Origin of the sequence: Roseococcus microcysteis (assembly GCF_014764365.1) — a bacterium.
GTDB classification, from domain to species: domain Bacteria; phylum Pseudomonadota; class Alphaproteobacteria; order Acetobacterales; family Acetobacteraceae; genus Roseococcus; species Roseococcus microcysteis.
The window spans coordinates 2,169,979-2,190,876 of the sequence record NZ_CP061718.1 but is presented as its reverse complement, the minus strand read 5'-3'; the positions used below and the strand labels follow the sequence as shown (position 1 = coordinate 2,190,876).

Below are 20,898 nucleotides of genomic sequence, written 5' to 3'. Positions count from 1 at the left end.
CGGCAATGGCGGGCCGCTTATGGCATGGCGCGCCGGCTCAGGCGACCGAGCCCCCGTGCCAGCGCAGATGGAGGGCGGGCAGCTCCATCTCCGCCCGCAGACCCTCCGGCAGCCAATCCAGGTGCATCTCGCCGCCGAGCTGCCGGCGCATGGTGGCCTCGATCAGCGTGGCGCCGAAGCCGCGCCGCTTGGGCGGCCCGGCCACGGGCGGCCCACCCCGTTCGGCCCAGGTCAGCAGCAGGCCGCCCGACGGGCTGCGCCGCCATTCCACATCCACCTCGCCGCCGGGCACCGAGAGCGCCCCGTGCTTGGCGGCATTGGTCGTCAGCTCGTGCAGCGTCATGGCCAGCGGCTGCACGGCGGCCGGCGCCAGCTCCACCTCCGGCCCCGCCAGATGGATCCGCCCGCGCAGGCCGCTCTCCGCCTTGTCCTGATAGGGCGCCAGCTCGGCCTCCAGCACGACGGAGAGGGAGGCGCCCTTCCAGCTTTCGCGCGCCAGCAGCGTGTGGGCGCGGGCCAGCGCCGTGATGCGGCCGGACACCGCGGCGCGGAACGCCGCGGGGTCCTCCGCGCGGGTCAGCGCCACGACCGATTGCGCGACGGCCAGCGCGTTCTTGGCGCGGTGGTCCACCTCATGCGCCAGCAGGGCCTGGCGCTCCTCGCCCTCCTTGCGGGCCGTGATGTCGATGACCACGCCGGGGAAGCGTGCGGGCTTCCCCGAGAGGTCATGGTAGCAGCGGCCGCGCGCCACCACCCAGCGGATGCGCCCCTGGGCGTCCACCACCCGGTGTTCGGCCGCGTAGTCGCCATGGGAGTTGGGGCGAATGGCCTCGTCCAGCAGGGCATGGACGCGCGCCTGGTCGTCGGGATGGATGCCGGCCAGGAATTCCTCCACCGGCACCCCCTCGGCCGCGCGCGTCGGCGGGACGCCGAAGAGGCTGGCATAGCCCGCATCGGCGATCATGTTGCCATTGGGCACGTCCCAGTCCCAGGTGCCGATGCCGCCGGCCGCCTGCAGGGCGAAGCGGAAGCGCTCCTCGCTGGCGCGCAGCGCCTCCTCCGCCTCCCGCCGCGCGGTCACGTCGCGCGAGGTGCCGGCCGCGCGCAGCGGCGCGCCGGTCTCGGGGTCGGTCTCGACCAGCACGCCATAGCTTTCCATGTGCAGCCAGCCCTGGCCGTCGGGCCGGCGCACGCGGTATTCCATGCGGTATCGGGTGGTGTGCCCGGTGGCGAGGAGGTTGAAGGTCTCGCGCACACGGCCCGCATCCTCGGGATGCACCACCTTGGAGAAGAATTCCTCCACCGTGTATCCCGCGAGCGGCAGGCCGGGCCGGGGCGGGATCACGCGGCCCTCGCGCGACATGGTGCCGGTGCGCAGATCCACCTCCCAGCTGCCCAGCCCCGCGACCTCCATCGCCATGCGCAGCCGGGCCTCGCTGGTCGCCAGCGCGGCTTCGGTCTTGCGCTGCTCGGTCACGTCCAGCGCGATGGCATAGAGCAGCGGCCGTCCGTCCAGTTCCAGCGGCACCGTCGTCACCAGCACGTCGCGCATGCTGCCGTCGCGGTGCCGGTGGCGCGTCTCGCGCGGGCCGCCGGCACCACGCGGGCGGGGCGTGCCGGGGCGCGGGCCGGCATCGAGATCGGTGAGGAACATGCCCCGCAGCGTCTCCGGCGGGTGGCCCAGCATGGCCGTCGCGGTGGCGTTGCAGTCCAGGATGCGGCGCGTGACGGCGTCCGCGAGGTAGGCGGCCACGGGCGCCGACTGGAACAGCGCGCGGGAACGCGCCTCGGCCGAGGCCAGCGCCTCCGCCGCCGCGCGGGCCGCGCCCACATCGGTGAAGGCGCAGACCGCGAAGGCGATCTCGCCCGCCGCGTCGCGGATCGGGGCGGCACTGACCTCAAGCCAGGTCATCTCGCCATTGCCGCGCTCGTAGCGCAGGTGCTGGCCGTCCACGCACTCGCCGAAGAGCAGCGCCCGGAGGATGGGGAAATCCTCCGGCTGGTAAGGTGTGCCGTCGGGGTGCGCGGCGGGATACTGCCGGTAGGCGTCCAGTTCCGGCGTTTCGGCCAGCGCGTGGCCCAGGATGCGCTCGGCCCGGGCGTTGTGGAACATCAGGCGGCCCGTGGGCGCCTCGGCGATGCTGATGCCCACGGGCAACTGCTCCAGCACCTGGCGCAGCCTTTGCTCGCTCTGCTGGCGGACCTGGAGCAGGGCGGCCGCATCCTCGGCGCGGCGGCGCAGCGCGGCCTCCGCGCCGGCGAAGCCCAGGCGCAGCTCCTCAAGCTCCCGGATGGCGGTGGGGACCAGGGCCGGAGGGGCAGGGAACGGCCCTTCCGGCCCCGGGGGCATGGTCTCGCGCGCGATGGCGCGGGCATGGGCGGCCAGCGCGCGCGCGGGGCCCAGCAATTGCCGGCCCAGCAGCCAGGCCAGCAGCCCGGTGAGTGCGGCCGCGACCAGCCCGCCCACCGCCAGCCATCTGGCGGGAGACCGCAGCATGGCCAGGTGGGCATCGAGCGGCACGCCCAGCGTCAGCGTCCAGCCCGGCAGGCCCGGGATGCCGGTGACGCCCAGAAGCCAGGGCGCGCCATCGGCGTCCCTGGTGGAGAACGCCGTCGCTCCGCCCTCCTGCCATGTGGCGTCGGCGGGACGCGTGATTCCCGCGGCGACGCCCCCGGCCTCGGCCACCGGCCGGCCCGCCGCATCCGCGACGAGGATGAAACCCCCGGTCGGGACCATATGGGCGCCGACACGCTCGCGCAGCGCGTTGGGCGGCAGGGTGGCGCCCAGGAGGCCGAACGGCCGCCCCTCCTCTCCCACCAGCGGCAGGAAGAAGGCGAGCCGCGACGCCTCCGGCCGGTCCGCGAAGAGCAGGTCGCTCACCACGGCGGCGTTGGTCGCCAGCGCGCGGGACGCGGCCGCGGGCGCCGCCTCGTGGGGGGGACCTCGCCGGGCGCGGCGTTCACGCGCACCCATTCACGCCCGTCCGGGCCGGTGATGGTGAGGAAGGCGCCGAGCCGCCCCGCAAGCCGCTCGGCATGGGCAACGATATGGTCCAGCTGTTCGGGATCAGGGTCGGTGCCCGGTGGCATGGAGAGGAGAGGGTCGGTCGTGATGCCCTCCAGCACCGTGCGGGTCAGCGCGATATCCTGTTCCACCGCCATGGCGAAGGTGTGGGCGACACGCCCGACGCGGTCATCGAGGCCTGCGCGCACCCCTTCGGCCGCGATCCAGGCCGCCGCGACCGTCAGCATCACGACGGGCAGCACGGCCGCCAGGACGAGGCCCAGCAGCCATGTGCCGACGCCGACCTGCAGGCGCGCGGAAGGGGGCTCGGCCCGCGGCGCGGCCGCGCCGGGTGGGAGGTCGGGCGGCGTCAGCGGCAGGGCGCGCGTCCGGGCGGAAGGCGGATCGGCGCAGATATCATGGAAGGTTCGACGAAAAGCCTGGCGTCATGCTTGGCCACCTCCCCTGGGCTTGCTGGCAGTATTCACCGACCGGGCATCTTGGGAAATGGTGGGTTGGCGCGGAAAGGGAAGGTCAAACCTCCGGCAGGGGGAAGATCGCGCCGGACGCGCCATTCCCCTCGGCGCCCGCCGTCCCGCGCATCACAAGGGCGCGCGGCCCCTCGGGCGTGACAAGGCGGAACCGCACGTCACGTGCGACTGTCTCCGCGCAGGCGGCGCGCAGCCCGGCGCGCAGCCCCGCCTGATCCTCCTCATGCACCCGTGCCAGCAGGGTGGCGAGGGTGGTCTGGCCCTCGGGCATGCCCAGCAGGGACTGCGCCCCGGCATCCAGGCGCAGCGCGTCGCGCTTGCGGTTGAAGCTCCAGAGGCCGATGCCCGCGGCTGCCAGCGCCGCCTCCGTCGGGAAGGGCAGGCTGGCCGGCATGGGCAGCAGGGCCGAAAGGGCATCCGCCAGCTCGGGCGCCGAATGCGGCTTCTGCACGGAGGGGTGGTGGCGGTAACCCTCCTCGATGCTGTCGGCGCTGTAGGCGGTGGAGAAGACGAAGGGCAGGCCGCGCCGCACCAGCGCATCGGCCACCGGATAGCACTTCTCGCGGTTGAGGTTCACGTCGAGCACCGCGGCGTCGATTCCCTCGCGGCCGATGAGGTCCAGCGCCTCGGCCACGCCCGCCGCCGGGCCCACCACCTGGCAGCCATAGGAGGTGAGCATGTCCTGCAACGCCCAGGCCAGTATCACCTCGTCCTCGACGATGAGGATGCGTTGCCCCGCGAGGCGCTCGGTCATGAAGTCCTCCCATCCACCCGCAGAGGCAGGGTGATGTCGCACACAAGACCCGTGGCCTCCAGGCTGAGCGTCGCGGTGCCGCCCAGCCCGTGCTGCACGCCACCCTCGATGAGCCGCATGCCGAAGCCCTTTTCGTAGAGCGGCTTCATGCGGGGGCCGCCCGCCTCCCGCCAGCGCAGGGCCAGCACTCCGCCGCGCGGCGGCGAGCGTACCGACCATTGGATGCGAACAACGCCATCATCTCCTGATAACGCCCCGTGGCGCACCGCGTTGACCGCAAGTTCGTGCAAGGCCATGGCGGTGGTCAGCGCGACATTGGTGGGCAGGCGCACATCCTCGCCCTCCAGCACCAGCCGTTCGGAGAGGTCGCGCGGGATGGTGGGCGGCTGGAGCGCCACGCCCAGCACCTGGCGCAGGGTGATGTGGCCGTCCATCTCGTCGCGCAGCATGGCCTGCGCGCGGGAGAAGGCGAGCACGCGCCCCGTCAGCGTCTCCACCACCGCGGAGAACATGTTCTGCGTGCGGTGGTTCATCTCCACCAGCAGCAGGCGCATCCGGTCCATGTCCTGATGCTGCGACGTGACGTCGTGCATGGCCAGCACGCGGTGGCCTGGCGTGCCCTCGGCGCCCGGCAGGCTGGTGATGGACAGCGCGGCCCAGAAGGTGGTCCCGTCCTTGCGGCGGAAGCAGTATTCCGTGGGGCCGCCGGGCATGCCGGTATCGGCGAGCGTCAGCCCTTCCTCCAGGCTGGTATCGCCCTTGCGGCCGAGCAGGCCACAGAGCGCGCGGCCCTCCAGCTCGGCCGGGGTGAAGCCGCTCAGCGCGCCGAAGGCCGCGTTGGCGAAGAGGATGCTGGCGCCGGCCCCGCCTTGCAGCACCACAACGGGCAGGCGCAGCCCCTCGGTCGCGCCGCGCAGGAGCTCGGGCGTGGCGCATGGCGCGGGGGGCGGGGGCCGTCCCTGACGCTTGGCACGCTCCTGCATGACCTCTCCCACCGGAATGGTCGCCGCCGTCATGATGCGTCGCGGGATGCGCCACAAGATGCGACTGGGCGACGCGAGTTGACCAAAAGAGTTACAATGTCAACCATAGGACATGCCCCGGTATGGGATGCAAGACAGATCATATAGGGGGAGCAAGGCGGCATGAGCATTCACGGCAACCCCGCCTTCGCGCGGGACCTGATCGGCTATGGAGCGAAGCCGCCACACCCGCGCTGGCCGGGCGGTGCGCGCATCGCCGTCAACTTCGTGATGAATTACGAGGAGGGTTCCGAACCCTCCTTCATGGACAATGACGGCCGGTCGGAGGTGGGGCTGACCGAGATGGCGGCCTCGCCCGTGCCGGCGGGCCAGCGCGACCTCGCGGCCGAGGGCATGTTCGAATACGGCGTGCGCGTGGGCTTCTGGCGGGTGATGCGCCTCTTCGCCGAGCGCGGCCTGCCCATGACCATCTTCGCCTGCGCCCTGGCCCTGGAACGCCACCCGCCCGCCGCCGCCGCGATCCGGGAAGCCGGGCATGACATCTGCTGCCATGGCTGGCGCTGGATCGAGCATTTCAAGCTGACGCGGGAGGAGGAGCGCGAGCATATCCGCCTCGCCGTGGAGAGCCTCGCGCGCACCATCGGCAACCGCCCGCTGGGCTGGTATTGCCGCTACGGACCCAGCGTGAACACCCGCGCGCTGCTGGCCGAGGAAGGGGGCTTCCTCTACGACAGCGACGCCTACAATGACGAGCTGCCCTATTGGGTGCTGCAGGACGGCAAGCCCGTGCTGGTCGTGCCCTATTCGCTGGTGACCAATGACGCGAAGTTCGGGCGCGGGCCGTTCAGCACGGCCGATGACTACTTCACCTTCCTGCGCGACCAGTTCGACATGCTCTACGCCGAGGGCGCCACGCAGCCAAAGATGATGTCCTGCGGGCTGCACCTGCGCCTGATCGGCCACCCCGCGCGCGCCGTGGGGCTGGCGCGCTTCCTGGATTACATCCGTGGCCATGAGGGCGTGTGGGTGGCGCGGCGCATCGAGATCGCGGAGCATTGGCGCCGCACCTTCCCCTACAGCCCGGGGATGGAGCAGATGGTTCGGATCAGCGCGGCCTGAGGCCGCCCTGTTCCAGGATGAAATCCGCGATCTCGGCCACGCCGTGATCCACCTTGAGGTTCGTGAAGATGAAGGGCCGCGCGCCGCGCATCTTGCGCGCGTCGTGGTCCATCACCGACAGGTCCGCGCCCACCAGCGGGGCGAGATCTATCTTGTTGATGACCAGCAAATCCGAGCGCGTGATGCCGGGGCCGCCCTTGCGCGGGATCTTGTCGCCGGCGCTGACGTCGATGACGTAGATGGTCAGGTCCGCGAGTTCCGGGCTGAAGGTGGCGGCCAGGTTGTCGCCGCCGCTTTCGATGAACAGCACTTCCAGCAGCGGGAAGCGCGCGTTCATGTCCTCCACCGCCGCGAGGTTGATGGAGGCGTCCTCCCGGATGGCGGTGTGCGGGCAGCCGCCGGTCTCGACGCCCATGATGCGTTCGGGCGCGAGCGCCCCGGCGCGCGTGAGGAACTCGGCGTCCTCCTTGGTGTAGATGTCGTTGGTGATGGCGGCCACGTCATGCGTCTTCGACAGCAGGCGGCAGAGGCGCTCCACCAGCGCCGTCTTGCCGGAGCCCACCGGGCCGCCCACGCCCACGCGCAGCGGGCCATTCGTGGTTCCTTGGGTCATGAGCGGAAGAGCCTTGTGTATTGGGTTTCGTGGCGCATGGAGAGGATGTCCAGCAGCGGCGCGGAGGTGGCGAGCGCCTCGCGGTCGGTGGCTTGGGCGCTGTCCGCGGCGGCGGCGATGACGGGGCCGAGCGCGGCCGTAACGCGCTGCCCATCCGTCTGGCCGAGCGGCACCAGGCGCACGCCCGCGCTGACGAGGTTCGCCGCGAAGCCGTGCAGATAGGCCAGCAAAGCCGGGCGCCGCGCCAGCCCCGCGAAGCCCGCCGCCGCGCCGAAGGCCACCGCATGGGTCAGTCGCCCGCGATGCCGCGCGGCGAAGCTGGCGAAACGCGCATCAGGCCAGGTGGTGGCGGTGACGGAGGCGAAGCTGCCGCCCTGCTGCGTGGCCTCCAGCGCGTGCTCCGCCGTGCCGCGCCAGGCGAAACCTTCCTCCGCGACTTCGTCCAGCGCTGCGTCATCGCCCGCCGCCGCATGGGCGGCGCAGAGCATCACCCCATCCACATGCCCCGCGCCGCGCATCAGCACGGTGGTGATGTAGGCGGTGAGGGCATGCGCGTTCGGGATGCGCCCTTCCTCCACCGCCATCTCGATGCCATGGCTGTAGCTGAACCCGCCCACCGGATAGGCGGGCGAGGTCCAGGCGAGGAGGCGGAAGAAATCGCCCTCCGGCAGTTCCATGCGGTCAGTCGTGGTGATGATGGTGGTGGCCTTCACCATGGTGGTGGTGGTGGTCGCCATGCCCATGGTGGTGCTGATGGGCGCTGCGGTTGTGCTCGCCATAGGCGCCGCCCTCGGGGTTGAAGGGCGCGCGCACGCGGGCGATGACCGCGCCCATGCCGCGCAGCATGTCCTCGATGACATGGTCCTCGCGGATCAGGATGCGGTCCTGGTGCAGTTCGGCGGGAAGGTGCCGGTTGCCGAGATGCCAGGCGATGCGCATCAGCGGCATGGAGGTGCCGGCGCGCACCTCCACCAGCGGCTCGTCCGCCGCGCGGACCAGGATGACGCGGCCATCCTCCAGCTCCAGCCCATCGCCATCGCGCAGCACCTGGGCTTCGTTCAGGTCCAGGATGAAGGCGATCCCGCCCGCTGTCTCATAGCGCTTGCGGCGGCGGAAGCGGTCGTCGAAGTCGAGGCGCACCTCGCCATCGGGGGTGAAGCTGCCGGCGGGCTTCACGCCGCGGGCGCGCGGGAGCATGTCGTGCATGGCGTCTTCCTTCAGAACAGGAAATAGCGCTGCGCCATGGGCAGCACCTTGGCAGGCTCGCAGATCAGCAATTCGCCATCGGCGCGGACCTCATAGGTCTCGGGGTTCACCTCCATCCGGGGTGTCGCGCCATTCAGCACCATGTCGCGCTTGGAAATGCCACCGCGCGTGTTGCCCACGGCCAGCAGCGGGCGCTGCAAACCCAGCGCGCGGCCCACATCGGCGTCCAGCGCGGCGCCCGAGACGAAGGTGACGGAGCCCAGCGTCATCGCCCGGCCGAAGCTGCCGAACATCGGCCGGTAATGCACGGGCTGCGGCGTGGGGATGGAGGCGTTGGGGTCGCCCATCGGTGCCATGGCGATGCTGCCGCCCTTGATCACCATGTCGGGCTTCACGCCGAAGAAGGCGGGCGACCAGAGCACGAGGTCCGCGAGCTTGCCCACCTCCACGCTGCCCACATGCTGCGCGATGCCCTGCGCGAGCGCCGGGTTGATGGTGTATTTCGCGATGTAGCGGCGGGCGCGGAAATTGTCGTTCTCGCCCGTCTCCTCCGGCAGGCGGCCGCGCTGCACCTTCATCTTGTGGGCGGTCTGCCAGGTGCGGATGATGACCTCGCCCACGCGGCCCATCGCCTGGCTGTCGGAGGACATCATGGAGATGGCGCCGATGTCGTGCAGGATGTCCTCGGCCGCGATGGTCTCGCGCCGGATGCGGGATTCGGCGAAGGCCACATCCTCCGGGATGCGCGCGTCGAGGTGATGGCAGACCATGAGCATGTCCAGATGCTCATCCACCGTGTTCACCGTGTAGGGCATGGTGGGGTTGGTGCTGGAGGGCAGCACATTGGCCTCGCCCACCAGGCGGAGGATGTCCGGCGCGTGGCCGCCGCCCGCGCCCTCGGTGTGGAAGGCGTGGATGGTGCGGCCCTCGAAGGCGGCGATGGTGTCATCCACGAAGCCGCTTTCGTTCAGCGTGTCGGTGTGGATGGCCACCTGCACGTCGAAGCGGTCCGCGACGGAAAGGCAGTTGCGGATGGCCTGGGGGGTGGTGCCCCAATCCTCATGCAGCTTGAAGCCGGCGGCGCCCGCGCGGACCTGTTCCTCCAGCCCCGCCGGCAAAGCCGCGTTGCCCTTGCCGAGGAAACCCAAGTTCATCGGAAAGGCCTCCGCCGCCTGGAGCATACGGCCGATATGCCAGGGGCCCGGCGTGACGGTGGTGGCCAAAGTGCCATGGGCGGGGCCCGTGCCGCCGCCGAACATGGTGGTGACGCCGGAAGCCAGCGCCTCCTCGATCTGCTGCGGGCAGATGAAGTGGATATGCGCGTCCATCCCGCCCGCGGTCAGGATCTTGCCCTCGCCCGCGATGATCTCGGTGCCCGGGCCGATCACGATGTCCACGCCCGGCTGCGTGTCCGGGTTGCCCGCCTTGCCGATGGCGCTGATGCGCCCGTCGCGCAGCGCCACATCGGCCTTCACCACGCCCCAATGGTCGAGGATGAGGGCGTTGGTGATGACGGTGTCGGCCGCCCCCTGTTCGCGCGTGCGCTGGGACTGGCCCATGCCGTCGCGGATCACCTTGCCGCCGCCGAACTTCACCTCCTCGCCATGGGTGGTGAAGTCCTTCTCCACCTCGATGAAGAGGTCCGTATCGGCCAGCCGCACGCGGTCGCCCACCGTCGGGCCATACATGCCGGCATAGGCGCTGCGCGACAGGCGGCTCACAGCGCGCCCTCCACATCGCCGCGGAAGCCATGGACCACGCGGGCGCCGCGCAGGGGCACGAGCTTCACGCGGCGGCTCTGGCCGGGCTCGAAGCGCACCGCGGTCCCGGCCGGGATGTCCAGGCGCTGGCCGCGCGCGGCGGCGCGGTCGAAATCCAGTGCGGGGTTGGTCTCGAAGAAATGGTAGTGGCTGCCGACCTGAATGGGACGGTCGCCTGTGTTCGCCACGTCGAGTTCCGTCACGGGCTGGCCCGCATTCAGCTCGATCTCGCCGGGGGCGCAGATCACCTCGCCTGGAATCATGCGCCTGGCCCTTATCGGATCGGGTTGTGGACGGTGACGAGCTTGGTGCCGTCGGGGAAGGTGGCTTCCACCTGGATGTCGTGGATCATCTCCGCCACACCCTCCATGCATTGGTCGCGCCGCAGCACCTCGCCGCCGGCGGCCATGAGGTCGGCCACGGAACGCCCATCCCGCGCGCCCTCCACCACGAAATCCGTGATGAGGGCGATGGCCTCGGGGTGGTTGAGCTTCACGCCGCGTTCCAGCCGCCTTCGGGCCACCTGGGCGGCCATGGCGATGAGCAGCTTGTCCTTTTCGCGGGGCGTCAGTTGCATCGCAGCATCATGGAACGTTCGGTGTCAGCACGTCCACAGTCTCGGCAGGGTGGCGGGGCGGCCGAGGGCGGCCGAGCGCAGGGCCGGGATGGCGGCGGTGATGCCGGCCCGCACGGCACCAGCCGTGCCCAGGAAGCGCAGCAGCAGCAGGCCGGGGCGGGGCAGGCTGGCCTGGCCCTGGGTCAGCTCGCGCGCCAGGTCGCGGTGGCGCGCGGCGTCGGGGTGGGCCAGCAGCATCAGCCCCAGCGCCTCGGCGCCGTCCAGCGCGTGGGGCGCGTCGCGGGCGGCCTCGTCCAGGGCCAGGGCATCGGCCCAGGCCAGGCGGCCATCCAGATGCAGGCGCCAGGACTCGCGCGCCGTGCCGCGCCGCCAGGCCTCGCCGCGGGCGATGCGGCCCAGCACGAGGGATTCGCAGGCCAGCAGCGTGGCGCCGGGGGCCACATGGGCCTCGGTGCGGCGGTCCAGCCGAGCGCCATCGAACAGGATGGCCTCTTGCGGCAGGTATTCCAGCGCGGCGCCCTCACCGACCTCGATGTGGGTCCGCAGCAAGGCCACGGGGCCCAGGCTGGTGTAGAGCTTCTCCGCCGCCGGGGTCGTGACCAGGGCCTGGGCGCCAGCGGCCAGCGTCACCGCCGCCCGCACCGCATCGCCCCCCGCCAGCCCGCCCGCCGTGTTCACCAGCGCGGCCTGCAGCGGCTCGCCGGGTTCGGGCGTGGGGAAGAGCAGGCGCAGCGGCGCCTTCTGGTAGAGGCGCGTGATCCCGCCCGGCCCGACCTCCAGCCGCGCCTCGCCCTCGGCCCTCTGATGGCGCGCATCCGATTCCCGCATGGGTCCAGCGTGGCCGTGGGCGCGCGGGCATGGCAACATGGGCGGATGCTCTATGTGACGCTTGGCGCGCAGCGCTACCGCATCGAACGCCCCTGGGGCGACCTTCCCACCGACATGGGCGGCGTGACCGATGTCGCGACCGATGCCGATGGCCGCATCTATGTGGGCCTGCGGCGGGATTCCTACACCTCTGGCCCTGGCCCCACGGTCATCGTGCTGGACGCCACGGGTGGGCGCATCGGCGCCTTCGGCGAGGAGGTGGCGGACCTGCACATGCTGGACGTGGCCCCCGACGGCCTGATCCATGTGGTGGACCGCGACGCGCATGAGATCATCGCCTTCGACCGCGAGGGCGTGGTCCGCCGGCGCCTCGGCACCCGCCACCAGGCCGGCCAGCCCTTCAACTCCCCCTGCGACATCGGCTTCGCGCCCGACGGCACGGCCTATGTGGCCGATGGCTACGCGGCCTCCCGCGTGCATGTCTTCGCGCCCGACGGCACGCCGCAGGGCGGCTGGGGCACGCCCGGCCAGCGGGCGGGCGAGTTTTCCACCCCCCATTCCGTCCGCGTGGGCATGGAGGGCGAGGTGGCGGTGGCCGACCGCGAGAACAACCGCGTGCAGATCTTCAACGCCGAGGGCCGGTTCCTCCGTTCCCTCTATTTGCTGCACAAGCCCATGGCGGTGACGGCCGATGCCGAGGGCAACTGGTGGGTGACCGACCAGGTGCCCAGCCTCTCGGTGTTTTCCCGCCAGGGGGTGCTGATGTCCAAGGCGCGGGCGGTGCTGAACGGGGCGCATGGCATGGCCCTGCACCCCGATGGCAGCGTGCTGCTGGCGGAGATGACGCCCTCACGCCTGACGCGGCTGGCGCCGGAGTGAGGGCGCAACCCGCTCAATAACCGATCGGCTGGCCCCGCACCGGCGGCGCCGGGGTGCCGGGCGCGCCCTTGCCCGACGGGCCGCCCGGTGCCGGCGCGGAGGGCCCGGGCGCGGAGAAGGGCTGCGTGGGCTGGTTGGGCTGGTTCGGCTGGGCCGGCGGCGTCGGGCTGCCGCCGAAGGGCTGGGACGGCTCTCCGCCATGGGCGCGGATGCAGGTCACCATGCGGGCCATCGCCTCGGAGGAGCCATTGAGGCTGACGGCCCAGTCGGGCTCGCTGCCATCCGGGAAGGAGAGAATGAGGCGGCTGCCGTTGCGGAACTCCGTCTCGAAGCGCGGAATCCCGGTGCTCATGGTCCATTGCATCGAGTTGCGCTGGCCCCTCGCCTGGGGCGCGGCCCAGGCCGCCCCCTGGTCGATCCGCATGCTGATGGCCATGCGGGTGCCCGGCGGGATGCGCCAGCTGGCCTTGAAGGCCTGGAACAGGAGGTAGTTGCCGCCGCGCACATGCTGGACGTGCACCCGGCGCCCTTCGCTGCCCTGGGCGACCATGCCGCACACGTCGCGGCCGGCGGGGGTCACCATGGAATAGACGGACCAGGCGCCGTAGCGGCCGAGGGGGGTGCTCTGGGCCCGGGCTTGGGGCTGGGTCTGGGTCTGGGTCGGGGCCTGGGCCTGGGCGGGTTGCGCCAGCAAAAGGCTCGCCAGGCCGCACAGACCCAGCAGGCGGAGGGTAGGGGCAAGAACTCGCTTCATCGCATTCGCTTCCCGGCTATGGTTGCAGCGCCGGGGCGGCGTTCCGTCTGGGCAAAACCAGCTGCTCCCCGGCTGACCTGCGGCCTATGCCTCGCGCAATTCCGGTGGCGGGGCCCTGCCATAACATTTGAACGCGGCAAAAGGTGCGAGTTGCACTGGCTATTTCTCACCTGACCCCCTAGATACCGCGCCACAAGCCCAAAATCCGTTTCCCCGCCGCCTGGGCAATTCGCGCCCGGGCCTGCCCATGCCCGGAGCCTGCCCCATGCCGATGCGCAACCTCGCCATCATCGCGCACGTCGACCACGGCAAGACCACGCTGGTGGACCAACTGCTCAAGCAGGCCGGCACCTTCCGTGAAAACCAGCAGGTCGCCGAGCGGGCGATGGACCGGAACGACCTCGAAAAGGAACGCGGCATCACCATCCTGGCCAAGTGCACGGCCGTGGAATGGGAGGGCACCAAGCTCAACATCGTGGACACCCCCGGCCACGCCGATTTCGGCGGCGAGGTGGAGCGCATCCTCTCCATGGTGGACGGCGCCATCCTGCTGGTGGACGCGGCCGAGGGCGTGCTGCCCCAGACCAAGTTCGTCCTCGGCAAGGCGCTGGCGCGCGGCATCCGCCCCATCGTGGTGGTGAACAAGGTGGACCGCCAGGACGCCCGCCCGCATGAGGTGCATGACGAGGTGTTCGACCTCTTCGCCAACCTCGGCGCCTCCGACGAGCAGCTGGACTTCCCCATGCTCTTCGCCTCCGGCCGCCAGGGCTGGGCCGATGAGAGCATGGAAGGCCCGCGCGAGAACCTGGACGCGCTGTTCAACCTGGTGGTGCGCCATGTGCCGGAGCCGAAGGTGGACGCGGCCGCGCCCTTCGCGATGAACGCCTCCATCCTGGAATATGACAACTTCCTGGGCCGCATCCTCACGGGCCGCATCGAGCAGGGCGTGGCCCGCGTGAACATGCCGGTGAAGGTGCTGCGCGCCGATGGCACCCAGGTCGAGACCGGCCGGCTGACCAAGCTGCTGACCTTCCGTGGCCTGGAGCGCGTGCCGGTGGACGAGGCGCAGGCGGGTGACATCATCGCCATCGCCGGCCTGTCGGACACCACCATCCCCGACACCATCTGCGCGCCCGAGCAGAATGTGGCCCTGCCCTCCGTGCCGGTGGACCCGCCGACGCTCGCCATGACCTTCCGCGTGAATGACGGCCCGCTGGGCGGCCGCGAGGGCAAGAAGGTGACCTCGCGCCAGATCCGCGACCGCCTCTTCCGCGAGACGGAAAGCAACGTCGCCATCCAGATCCGCGACAGCGAGGAGACGGACGCCTTCGAGGTGGCCGGGCGCGGTGAACTCCAGCTCGGCGTCCTCATCGAGCAGATGCGCCGCGAGGGCTTCGAACTGACCATCGGCCGCCCCCGCGTGCTGGTGCGCGAGAACCCCGAGACCGGCGCGCGCGAGGAGCCCTACGAGGAAGTGCTGGTGGACGTGGACGAGGCCTATTCCGGCGTCGTCGTCGAGAAGCTGTCGGTCCGCAAGGGCCAGATGCAGGACATGCGGCCCTCGGGCGGCGGCAAGACGCGGCTGACCTTCCACATGCCTTCGCGCGGCCTCATCGGCTACCACTCGGAATTCCTGACCGACACGCGCGGCACCGGCATCATGAACCGGCTGTTCCTGGGCTACCAGGAATGGGCGGGCGTGATCGAGGGGCGGCGCAATGGCAGCCTGATCTCCAACGTGGATGGCGAGACGACGCAGTATGCGCTCTTCGCCCTGCAGGAGCGTGGCGCGCTGTTCGTGGGCGCCGGCGCCAAGGTCTATGTGGGCATGATCATCGGCGAGAATTCGCGCGATGACGACCTGGAGGTGAACCCGGTCAAGGAGAAGAAGCTGACCAACATCCGCGCCGCCGGCAAGGATGACGCGCTGCTGCTGATCCCGCCCCGGCGCATGAGCCTGGAGCAGGCCATCGCCTACATCGAGGATGACGAGCTGGTGGAGGTGACGCCCAGCGCCGTGCGCCTGCGCAAGCGCTACCTCGACCCCAATGAGCGCAAGCGCGCCCAGCGCCGCGCCGATGGCATGGCCGTGAAGGGCGACCCGGTCGGCTAAGTCCGGCGCGACCGCGAAGTCGCCCTGACTTGCCGCGCGCCCGCGCGGCATGGCATCTCACCCCTTCAACGACGCTGTTCCGATGTCGTGGAGGGGAGACGTATGCTCAAGAATATCAATCGCCGCCCGCTGTTGCTGGGCGGTGCCGGCCTGATCGCCAGCCCGGCCATCGTCCAGGCGCAGAACTGGCCCTCCGGCCCCATCCGCCTCGTCGTTCCCTTCGCCCCTGGCGGAACGACCGACCTGGTGGCGCGGCTGGTGGCGGACCAGCTGGCCCTCCGCCTTAACACCCCCTTCGTCGTCGAGAACCGCGCCGGCGCCACCGCCACCACGGGCAGCCAGCTGGTGGCCGATGCCGCGCCCGACGGCCAGACGCTGCTGATGAGCAACATCGCGAGCCACGCCATCGGCCCCTCGCTCTACCGCAATCTGCGCTATGACGCGGTGCGCAGCTTCACGCACATCGCCATGGTCATCACCAACCCCTCGGTCTGGGTGGTGAACAAGAACACGCCCATCCAGAACCTGGCGGACATCGTGCGCCTGGCCCGCGCGCAGCCGGGCGGGATGAACATGGCAAGCTCCGGCGCCGGCTCCTCCAACCACCTGATGATCGTGCAGTTCGCGCGGCTGATGGGCATCGAATACACCCATGTGCCCTTCCGCGGCGCGGGCCCGGCCATGGCGGCCGTCATCGCGGGGCAGGTGCCGATGATGTCGGACAGCCTGCCCTCGGCGGCGGCGCATATCCGCGCCGACGTGGTGCGGCCCATCGCCATGTCCAGCGCGCAGCGCCACCCCTCCTTCCCCAACGTTCCCACCTTCCGCGAGCAGGATGTGGATCTGGTGAGCACGACCTGGTTCTCGCTCTCCGGCCCCGCCGGCATGCCGCCTGCCATCACCGAGCGCCTGCACCGCGAGACCATGGCCATCATCACCGCCCCCGCCATGCGCGCCCGCTTCGCGGAGCTGGGCGGCGACCCGGGCGACATGACGCCCGAGCAGTTCACGCAATTCGTGGCGACGGAGCTGGAGCGCTGGCGGCCCATCGTGCAGGCCTCCGGCGCGACTGTGGATTAGCGCGCCTGGATTAACCCGCCGTCAGAAAATTTGCTGCACCGCAGCATCGTTTGGTAAGCTCATGCGCTGAACAGGTCTGGACGCCTCCGGTGGCAACACCGGGGGCGACACTGGCAGGAGGCGCGCATGACCGGCGACAAGAAGATCGAACTGGCCCTGCAGGGCGGGGGCGCGCACGGCGCCTATAGCTGGGGCGTGCTCGACCGCCTGCTGGAGGATGGCCAGCTCGACATCGAGGCCATCAGCGGCACCAGCGCCGGCGCCATGAACGCCGTGGTGCTGGCCGATGGCATGGTGCGCGGCGGCCGCGAAGGCGCGCGCGAGGCATTGGAAAAATTCTGGCGCGCGGTCAGCGACGCCGCGCGCTTCAGCCCCATCCAGCGCAGCCCGATAGACCGGCTGATGGGGCGATGGAGCCTGGACACCTCGCCCGGCTACATCGCGATGGACCTGCTGTCGCGCCTCGCCTCGCCCTATGAGCTGAACCTGTTCGACCTGAACCCGCTGCGCGACGTGCTCGAAGCCTCGGTGGATTTCGACAACGTCAATGCGTGCCAGTCGGTGAAGCTGTTCGTGACGGCCACCAATGTCCGCACCGGCCTGCCGCGCACCTTCCGCCGCGGCGAGCTGACGGTGGATGCGGTGATGGCCTCGGCCTGCCTGCCCACCCTCTACAAGGCCGTGGAGATTGACGGCGAGCCCTATTGGGATGGCGGCTACATGGGCAACCCCGCCCTCTACCCGCTGGTGGATGAGAGTGATTGCCGCGACCTGATGATCGTGCAGATCAACCCCATCCGCAGCGACGAACTGCCCACCACCGCGGCCGAAATCCAGAACCGCCTGAACGAGATCACCTTCAACGCGGCCCTCATCAAGGAACTCCGCGCCATCACCCTGCTGCGCCGCCTGATCAAGGCGGAGGGGCTGGAGAATGAGCGCTACCGCGACATGCGGCTGCACCGCATCGGCGGGCATGGGCTGGAGCATCTCTCCGCCTCCTCCAAGCTCAATGCCGAATGGGATTTCCTGACGCATCTGCGCGACCATGGCCGCGCCGCGGCCGATGCCTGGCTGGCGCAGCACCGCGACGATATCGGCCAGCGCTCCACCTTCGACCCCGAGACGCTGTTCCTGGGCACGCTGCGCGAACCCGGCAAGGCGCCCAAGGGGTCCGCCGAATGATCGGGCTGGCGGGTGTCCTGCTGGCGCTGGGGCTGCTGATCTTCCTGGCCTATCGCGGCATCTCGGTGCTGCTGCTGGCGCCGGCCATGGCGCTGCTGGCGGCGGTGTTCGCGGGCGCGCCGCTGCTGGGCCTCTACACCCAGGTCTTCATGACCTCGGCCGGCGGCTTCGTCATCTCCTTCTTCCCGCTGTTCCTGCTGGGCGCCATCTTCGGCCGGCTGATGGATGACAGCGGGGCGGCGCGCGCCATCGCGCAGGGGCTGGTGGCGCGGCTGGGCGGGGGCCAAGCCATCCTGGCCGTGGTGCTGGCCTGCGCCATCCTGACCTATGGCGGCGTCTCGCTCTTCGTCGTGGCCTTCGCCATCTACCCCATCGCGGCCAGCCTGTTCCGCGAGGCCGACATCCCGAAGCGCCTGATCCCAGCCACCATCGCGCTCGGCGCCTTCACCTTCACCATGACGGCGCTGCCGGGCACGCCCGCCATCCAGAACGCCATCCCCATGCCCTTCTTCGGCACCACGCCCTTCGCCGCACCCGGCCTGGGCATCCTGGCCGCGCTGGTGATGTTCGGCGCGGGGCAATGGTGGCTGATGCGCCGCGCCGCCTCCGCCCGCGCCCGCGGCGAGGGCTATGGCGACCACCCCGACCACGCCCCCGCTCCCAACCCCGACATGCGCGAGCGCGCGGCGGGCGAGGGCTTCGATGTGGCCGAGATCGAACCCGCGCCCGCCCCCGCCCAGCCGCCCTTCCTGCTGGCCGTGCTGCCGGTGGTGGTGGTGATCCTGGCGAACCTCATCTTCTCCAGCTTCGTCATTCCCGCCTGGGACACCGCCTTCCTGGCCGAGCCGCGCTTCGGCGGCGTGGGGCTTTCCTCCGTGCTGGGCGTCTGGTCCATCATCCTGGCGCTGAGCGCCGCCATCCTGGTGCTGGTGGCGACGAATTGGGGACGGCTTGCTTCGGTGAAGACCTCGCTGGACGCGGGCGCCAATGCCTCGGTGCTGCCCATCTTCAACACGGCCTCGCTGGTGGGCTTCGGTGCCGTGATCGCGGCCCTGCCGGCCTTCGACCTGGTGCGGCAGGGCGTGCTGGGCATTGGCGGCGAGAACCCGCTGGTCTCCCTCGCCATCGCGGTGAATGTGCTGGCGGGCATCACGGGCTCGGCCTCAGGCGGCATGAGCATCGCGCTCTCCACCCTGGGCGAGACCTATGTGCAGATGGGGGCCGCGGCCGGCATCGCGCCGGAGGCGCTGCACCGCATCACCGCCATCGCGACGGGCGGGCTGGACAGCCTGCCGCACAATGGCGCGGTGGTGACGCTGCTGGCCATCTGCGGGCTGACGCACCGGCAATCCTATGGCGACCTGGCCATGGTGGCGGTGGTGTTCCCGCTGCTGGCGCTGGTGGTGGCGATCCTGGCCGCGACCTTCCTGGGGGCCTTCTAGACGGGGCTCACTCCAGGAACTGAAAGCCCATCGTGCGCGCGTGATAGTGCAGCCCGCCATCCTGCACGATCAGGAAGCGGGCCTGCACATCGCCGCCATTGTGGTGCGAGTGCGGCTCACCCGGCGGGGTGACGAGGGTGTTGTGCAGGCTCCAGCGCCGCGTTTCGCCGGAAATGCGCGAATGGCAATCCTCGCCCTGCAGCACCAGCGTGATGGCGGCGGCGTTGTGGCGATGGGCGCGCTGGTTTTCGCGCGGCGGCAGGGTGTTGAGGGAGAGCGTCATGCTCGCCGTCAGATTCCGCCAGGCCTCGAGCCCGTCCGAGCTGAAGATCAGCGCCAGCCCCGCCGTGCCGTCATTGCTGGTGCAGGCGCCGATGACGGCGAGCTGGCGTTCGATCTCGGCCGCCGGGAAATGCACGGGCGCCAGGGTGGCGGGGCCGGGGCGCAGGCCCTCGAAGGCCAGCAGCGGCTCATTGCCCACCAGCCAGAGCACCGCATCGGCCGAGGCGGTCAGGGCCACATGTCCGCCAGGCAGCAGGAAGACATCGCCCTCGCCCCAGGTGAAGGCATCGGCCGCGCCCATGCCGCGCAACACGCAGCCGATGAGGCCGGTGGCCCTGCTGTCGAAGGCCAGCGTCTCGCCCGCGCGGATCACGGCGTAGCGCGCCAGCATCAGCGGCGTGGTGGCCGGGAAGGGGCAGCCAATGGCCGCTGACTGATCACAGGGATACACGCCGGTCGCGGCGCCGGGGGCGAAGGCCGCGGCGGCCACCGCGCCGAAATCCGCAGCCGGCACGGGCGCCAGCTTCACGTTGAAGGCATTGCCCGAGTTGAAGAAGCGCGCCCGCGCGGCCGCGGCATTGGCGGGGCGTTCGGGGCGCTGCACGGGCAGCGCGGCCATGTCCATCATGCGCACAACTCCTTCACGGTCTCGGCGAGGACGGCGGCGCCGGCCTCCACATGTTCGGGCTCCGCCCATTCCAGCGGCGAGTGGCTGATGCCGCCGCGGCAGGGGATGAAGATCATGGCCGTGGGACAGCGCGGCGCCATGTGGCGCGCGTCATGCCCGGCGGCGGAGAGCAACGCCATGTGCGGCAGGCCGAGCCGCGTGGCGTTGGCGGCGAGGCGCGCGCGTAGCCCTTCGTCGAAACCGTTGGAAGGCGCGTGGACCAGCCGCGTGATGGTGACGCCGCAGGGCGCGGCTTCTTCCGCCGCGATGGCCTCCAGCCGCGCGCCGGCGCGTTCCAGCGCGGCATTGTCCGGGTGGCGAAGATCCATGCGGAACACCACGCGCCCGGCGATGACGGAGGGCGCGTTGGGCACCACCCGCACCATGCCGATGGTGAATTTCACGATGGGGTCCGCCTCGCCCACCTCGCGCTGCATGCGGGCGGCGATGCGGGCGAATGCCATCACCGCATCTCGGCGCAGCGCCATGTCGCGCGTGCCGGCATGGCCTTCCTCGCCCTCCAGCGTGATCTCCCATGTAATCTTGCCCTGGATGCCGGTGACGATGCCGATGGGGATGCCGGCCTCCTCCAGCAGCGTCGCCTGCTCGATATGCGGCTCGATGCAGAAGGCGAATTCGCGGTTCAGGGGCAGGCGCGGCAGATGCGGGAAGGCGGCGTGCAGCGTGTCCAGCGCCTCGCCCAGGGTCACGCCGTCCGCGTCGCGCAGGGCGCGGATGGCGGCCAGCGTGCGCACGCCCGCGAAGGCCTCGGAGCCTGTCATGCCCGGGGCGAAGCGGCTGCCTTCCTCATTGCTCCAGGCCACGACGCTGATGTCGCGGGCGGGGGTGAACCCTAGGTCCGCCACGGCTTCCAGCGCGGCCAGCACGCCCCAGGCGCCGTCGAACTTTCCACCATTGGGCTGGGTGTCGAGATGGCTGCCGATCACGGCCGGCGGCAGGCTGCGGTCGCGGCCGGGGCGGGTCAGGAAGAGGTTGCCGGCATCATCGGTGGCGGCTTCCAACCCCGCCTCGGACGCCCATTGCAGCACCAGCCGCCAGGCCTCGATCTCACCCGGCGTCAGCGCCTGGCGATCCACGCCGCCATCGCCCCGCGCGCCGATCTCCGCCAGGCGCATCAGCCGGTCCCATAGGCGCGACATG

Annotated in this window: 20 protein-coding genes; 6 read left to right on the top strand and 14 right to left on the bottom strand. The window is 70.8% G+C overall.

What is annotated here, in order from left to right:
• Positions 1-37 precede the first annotated feature (37 nt).
• The 4 genes from ICW72_RS10565 to ICW72_RS10550 form a co-directional block, all read right to left on the bottom strand.
• Entirely contained in the window at positions 38-2,881 is a 2,844-nt protein-coding gene (locus tag ICW72_RS10565; RefSeq protein ID WP_223880523.1) for a PAS domain S-box protein, read from the bottom strand.
• Complete coding sequence (locus ICW72_RS10560) at positions 2,878-3,267, bottom strand: hypothetical protein (RefSeq protein ID WP_191082671.1); 390 nt, start codon at positions 3,265-3,267, stop codon at positions 2,878-2,880. Before ICW72_RS10560 ends, ICW72_RS10565 begins: the two co-directional genes overlap by 4 nt.
• 271 nt (positions 3,268-3,538) lie before the next feature.
• Complete coding sequence (locus tag ICW72_RS10555; RefSeq protein ID WP_191082670.1) at positions 3,539-4,249, bottom strand: response regulator; 711 nt, start codon at positions 4,247-4,249, stop codon at positions 3,539-3,541.
• On the bottom strand, positions 4,246-5,265 hold the full coding sequence (locus tag ICW72_RS10550) for a PAS domain S-box protein (protein WP_191082669.1): 1,020 nt from the start codon (positions 5,263-5,265) through the stop codon (positions 4,246-4,248). Before ICW72_RS10550 ends, ICW72_RS10555 begins: the two co-directional genes overlap by 4 nt.
• Before the next feature lie 129 nt (positions 5,266-5,394).
• Here ICW72_RS10550 and ICW72_RS10545 point away from each other — a divergent pair, with 129 nt between their 5' ends.
• Positions 5,395-6,351 carry an allantoinase PuuE gene (locus ICW72_RS10545; protein WP_191082668.1) on the top strand — a complete coding sequence of 319 codons (957 nt, stop codon included), beginning with the start codon at positions 5,395-5,397 and terminating at the stop codon, positions 6,349-6,351.
• Here the strand turns inward: ICW72_RS10545 and ureG are convergent.
• Genes ureG through ICW72_RS10510 form a run of 7 tightly spaced genes read right to left on the bottom strand, consistent with a single transcriptional unit; the run spans position 6,338 to position 11,335 of the window.
• Positions 6,338-6,964: an urease accessory protein UreG gene (gene ureG / locus ICW72_RS10540; protein WP_191082667.1), complete on the bottom strand. Its 627-nt coding sequence runs from the start codon at positions 6,962-6,964 to the stop codon at positions 6,338-6,340. The genes ICW72_RS10545 and ureG overlap by 14 nt on opposite strands.
• Complete coding sequence (locus ICW72_RS10535) at positions 6,961-7,701, bottom strand: urease accessory protein UreF (RefSeq protein ID WP_191082666.1); 741 nt, start codon at positions 7,699-7,701, stop codon at positions 6,961-6,963. The genes ureG and ICW72_RS10535 overlap by 4 nt, the downstream gene beginning before the upstream one ends.
• Positions 7,646-8,170, bottom strand: a complete 525-nt coding sequence (locus ICW72_RS10530) for an urease accessory protein UreE (protein ID WP_191082665.1) — start codon at positions 8,168-8,170, stop codon at positions 7,646-7,648. Before ICW72_RS10530 ends, ICW72_RS10535 begins: the two co-directional genes overlap by 56 nt.
• A gap of 11 nt (positions 8,171-8,181) precedes the next feature.
• Entirely contained in the window at positions 8,182-9,891 is a 1,710-nt protein-coding gene (ureC, locus tag ICW72_RS10525) for an urease subunit alpha (RefSeq protein WP_191082664.1), read from the bottom strand.
• Positions 9,888-10,193, bottom strand: a complete 306-nt coding sequence (locus ICW72_RS10520) for an urease subunit beta (RefSeq protein WP_191082663.1) — start codon at positions 10,191-10,193, stop codon at positions 9,888-9,890. The genes ureC and ICW72_RS10520 overlap by 4 nt, the downstream gene beginning before the upstream one ends.
• Before the next feature lie 11 nt (positions 10,194-10,204).
• Positions 10,205-10,507 carry an urease subunit gamma gene (locus tag ICW72_RS10515; protein ID WP_191082662.1) on the bottom strand — a complete coding sequence of 101 codons (303 nt, stop codon included), beginning with the start codon at positions 10,505-10,507 and terminating at the stop codon, positions 10,205-10,207.
• A 24-nt stretch (positions 10,508-10,531) separates the two neighbouring features.
• Positions 10,532-11,335, bottom strand: coding sequence for an urease accessory protein UreD (locus tag ICW72_RS10510; RefSeq protein WP_191082661.1), 804 nt, complete (start codon positions 11,333-11,335; stop codon positions 10,532-10,534).
• Between the two features lie 45 nt (positions 11,336-11,380).
• Here ICW72_RS10510 and ICW72_RS10505 point away from each other — a divergent pair, with 45 nt between their 5' ends.
• Positions 11,381-12,214, top strand: coding sequence for an NHL repeat-containing protein (locus ICW72_RS10505; protein WP_191082660.1), 834 nt, complete (start codon positions 11,381-11,383; stop codon positions 12,212-12,214).
• Between the two features lie 13 nt (positions 12,215-12,227).
• Here ICW72_RS10505 and ICW72_RS10500 read toward each other — a convergent pair whose 3' ends face one another.
• Positions 12,228-12,968, bottom strand: a complete 741-nt coding sequence (locus ICW72_RS10500) for a hypothetical protein (RefSeq protein ID WP_191082659.1) — start codon at positions 12,966-12,968, stop codon at positions 12,228-12,230.
• Positions 12,969-13,233: 265 nt separating this feature from the next.
• On the opposite strand from ICW72_RS10500, the gene typA reads away from it, so the two are divergent.
• The 4 genes from typA (at position 13,234) to ICW72_RS10480 (ending at position 18,788) form a co-directional block, all read left to right on the top strand.
• Entirely contained in the window at positions 13,234-15,081 is a 1,848-nt protein-coding gene (gene typA, locus ICW72_RS10495; protein WP_191082658.1) for a translational GTPase TypA, read from the top strand.
• A 102-nt stretch (positions 15,082-15,183) separates the two neighbouring features.
• Positions 15,184-16,161 carry a Bug family tripartite tricarboxylate transporter substrate binding protein gene (locus tag ICW72_RS10490; protein WP_191082657.1) on the top strand — a complete coding sequence of 326 codons (978 nt, stop codon included), beginning with the start codon at positions 15,184-15,186 and terminating at the stop codon, positions 16,159-16,161.
• A gap of 126 nt (positions 16,162-16,287) precedes the next feature.
• Complete coding sequence (locus ICW72_RS10485) at positions 16,288-17,346, top strand: patatin-like phospholipase family protein (RefSeq protein ID WP_191082656.1); 1,059 nt, start codon at positions 16,288-16,290, stop codon at positions 17,344-17,346.
• Positions 17,343-18,788 (top strand): GntP family permease, encoded by a 1,446-nt coding sequence (locus ICW72_RS10480; RefSeq protein ID WP_191082655.1) that lies wholly within the window; start codon positions 17,343-17,345, stop codon positions 18,786-18,788. Before ICW72_RS10485 ends, ICW72_RS10480 begins: the two co-directional genes overlap by 4 nt.
• 7 nt (positions 18,789-18,795) lie before the next feature.
• Here the strand turns inward: ICW72_RS10480 and ICW72_RS10475 are convergent, their stop codons facing one another.
• Together ICW72_RS10475 and ICW72_RS10470 are read right to left on the bottom strand one after the other, a co-directional pair.
• Entirely contained in the window at positions 18,796-19,698 is a 903-nt protein-coding gene (locus ICW72_RS10475) for a cupin domain-containing protein (RefSeq protein WP_191082654.1), read from the bottom strand.
• Positions 19,695-20,897, bottom strand: a complete 1,203-nt coding sequence (locus ICW72_RS10470) for a M20 family metallo-hydrolase (RefSeq protein ID WP_191082653.1) — start codon at positions 20,895-20,897, stop codon at positions 19,695-19,697. The genes ICW72_RS10475 and ICW72_RS10470 overlap by 4 nt, the downstream gene beginning before the upstream one ends.
• Position 20,898 lies beyond the last annotated feature (1 nt).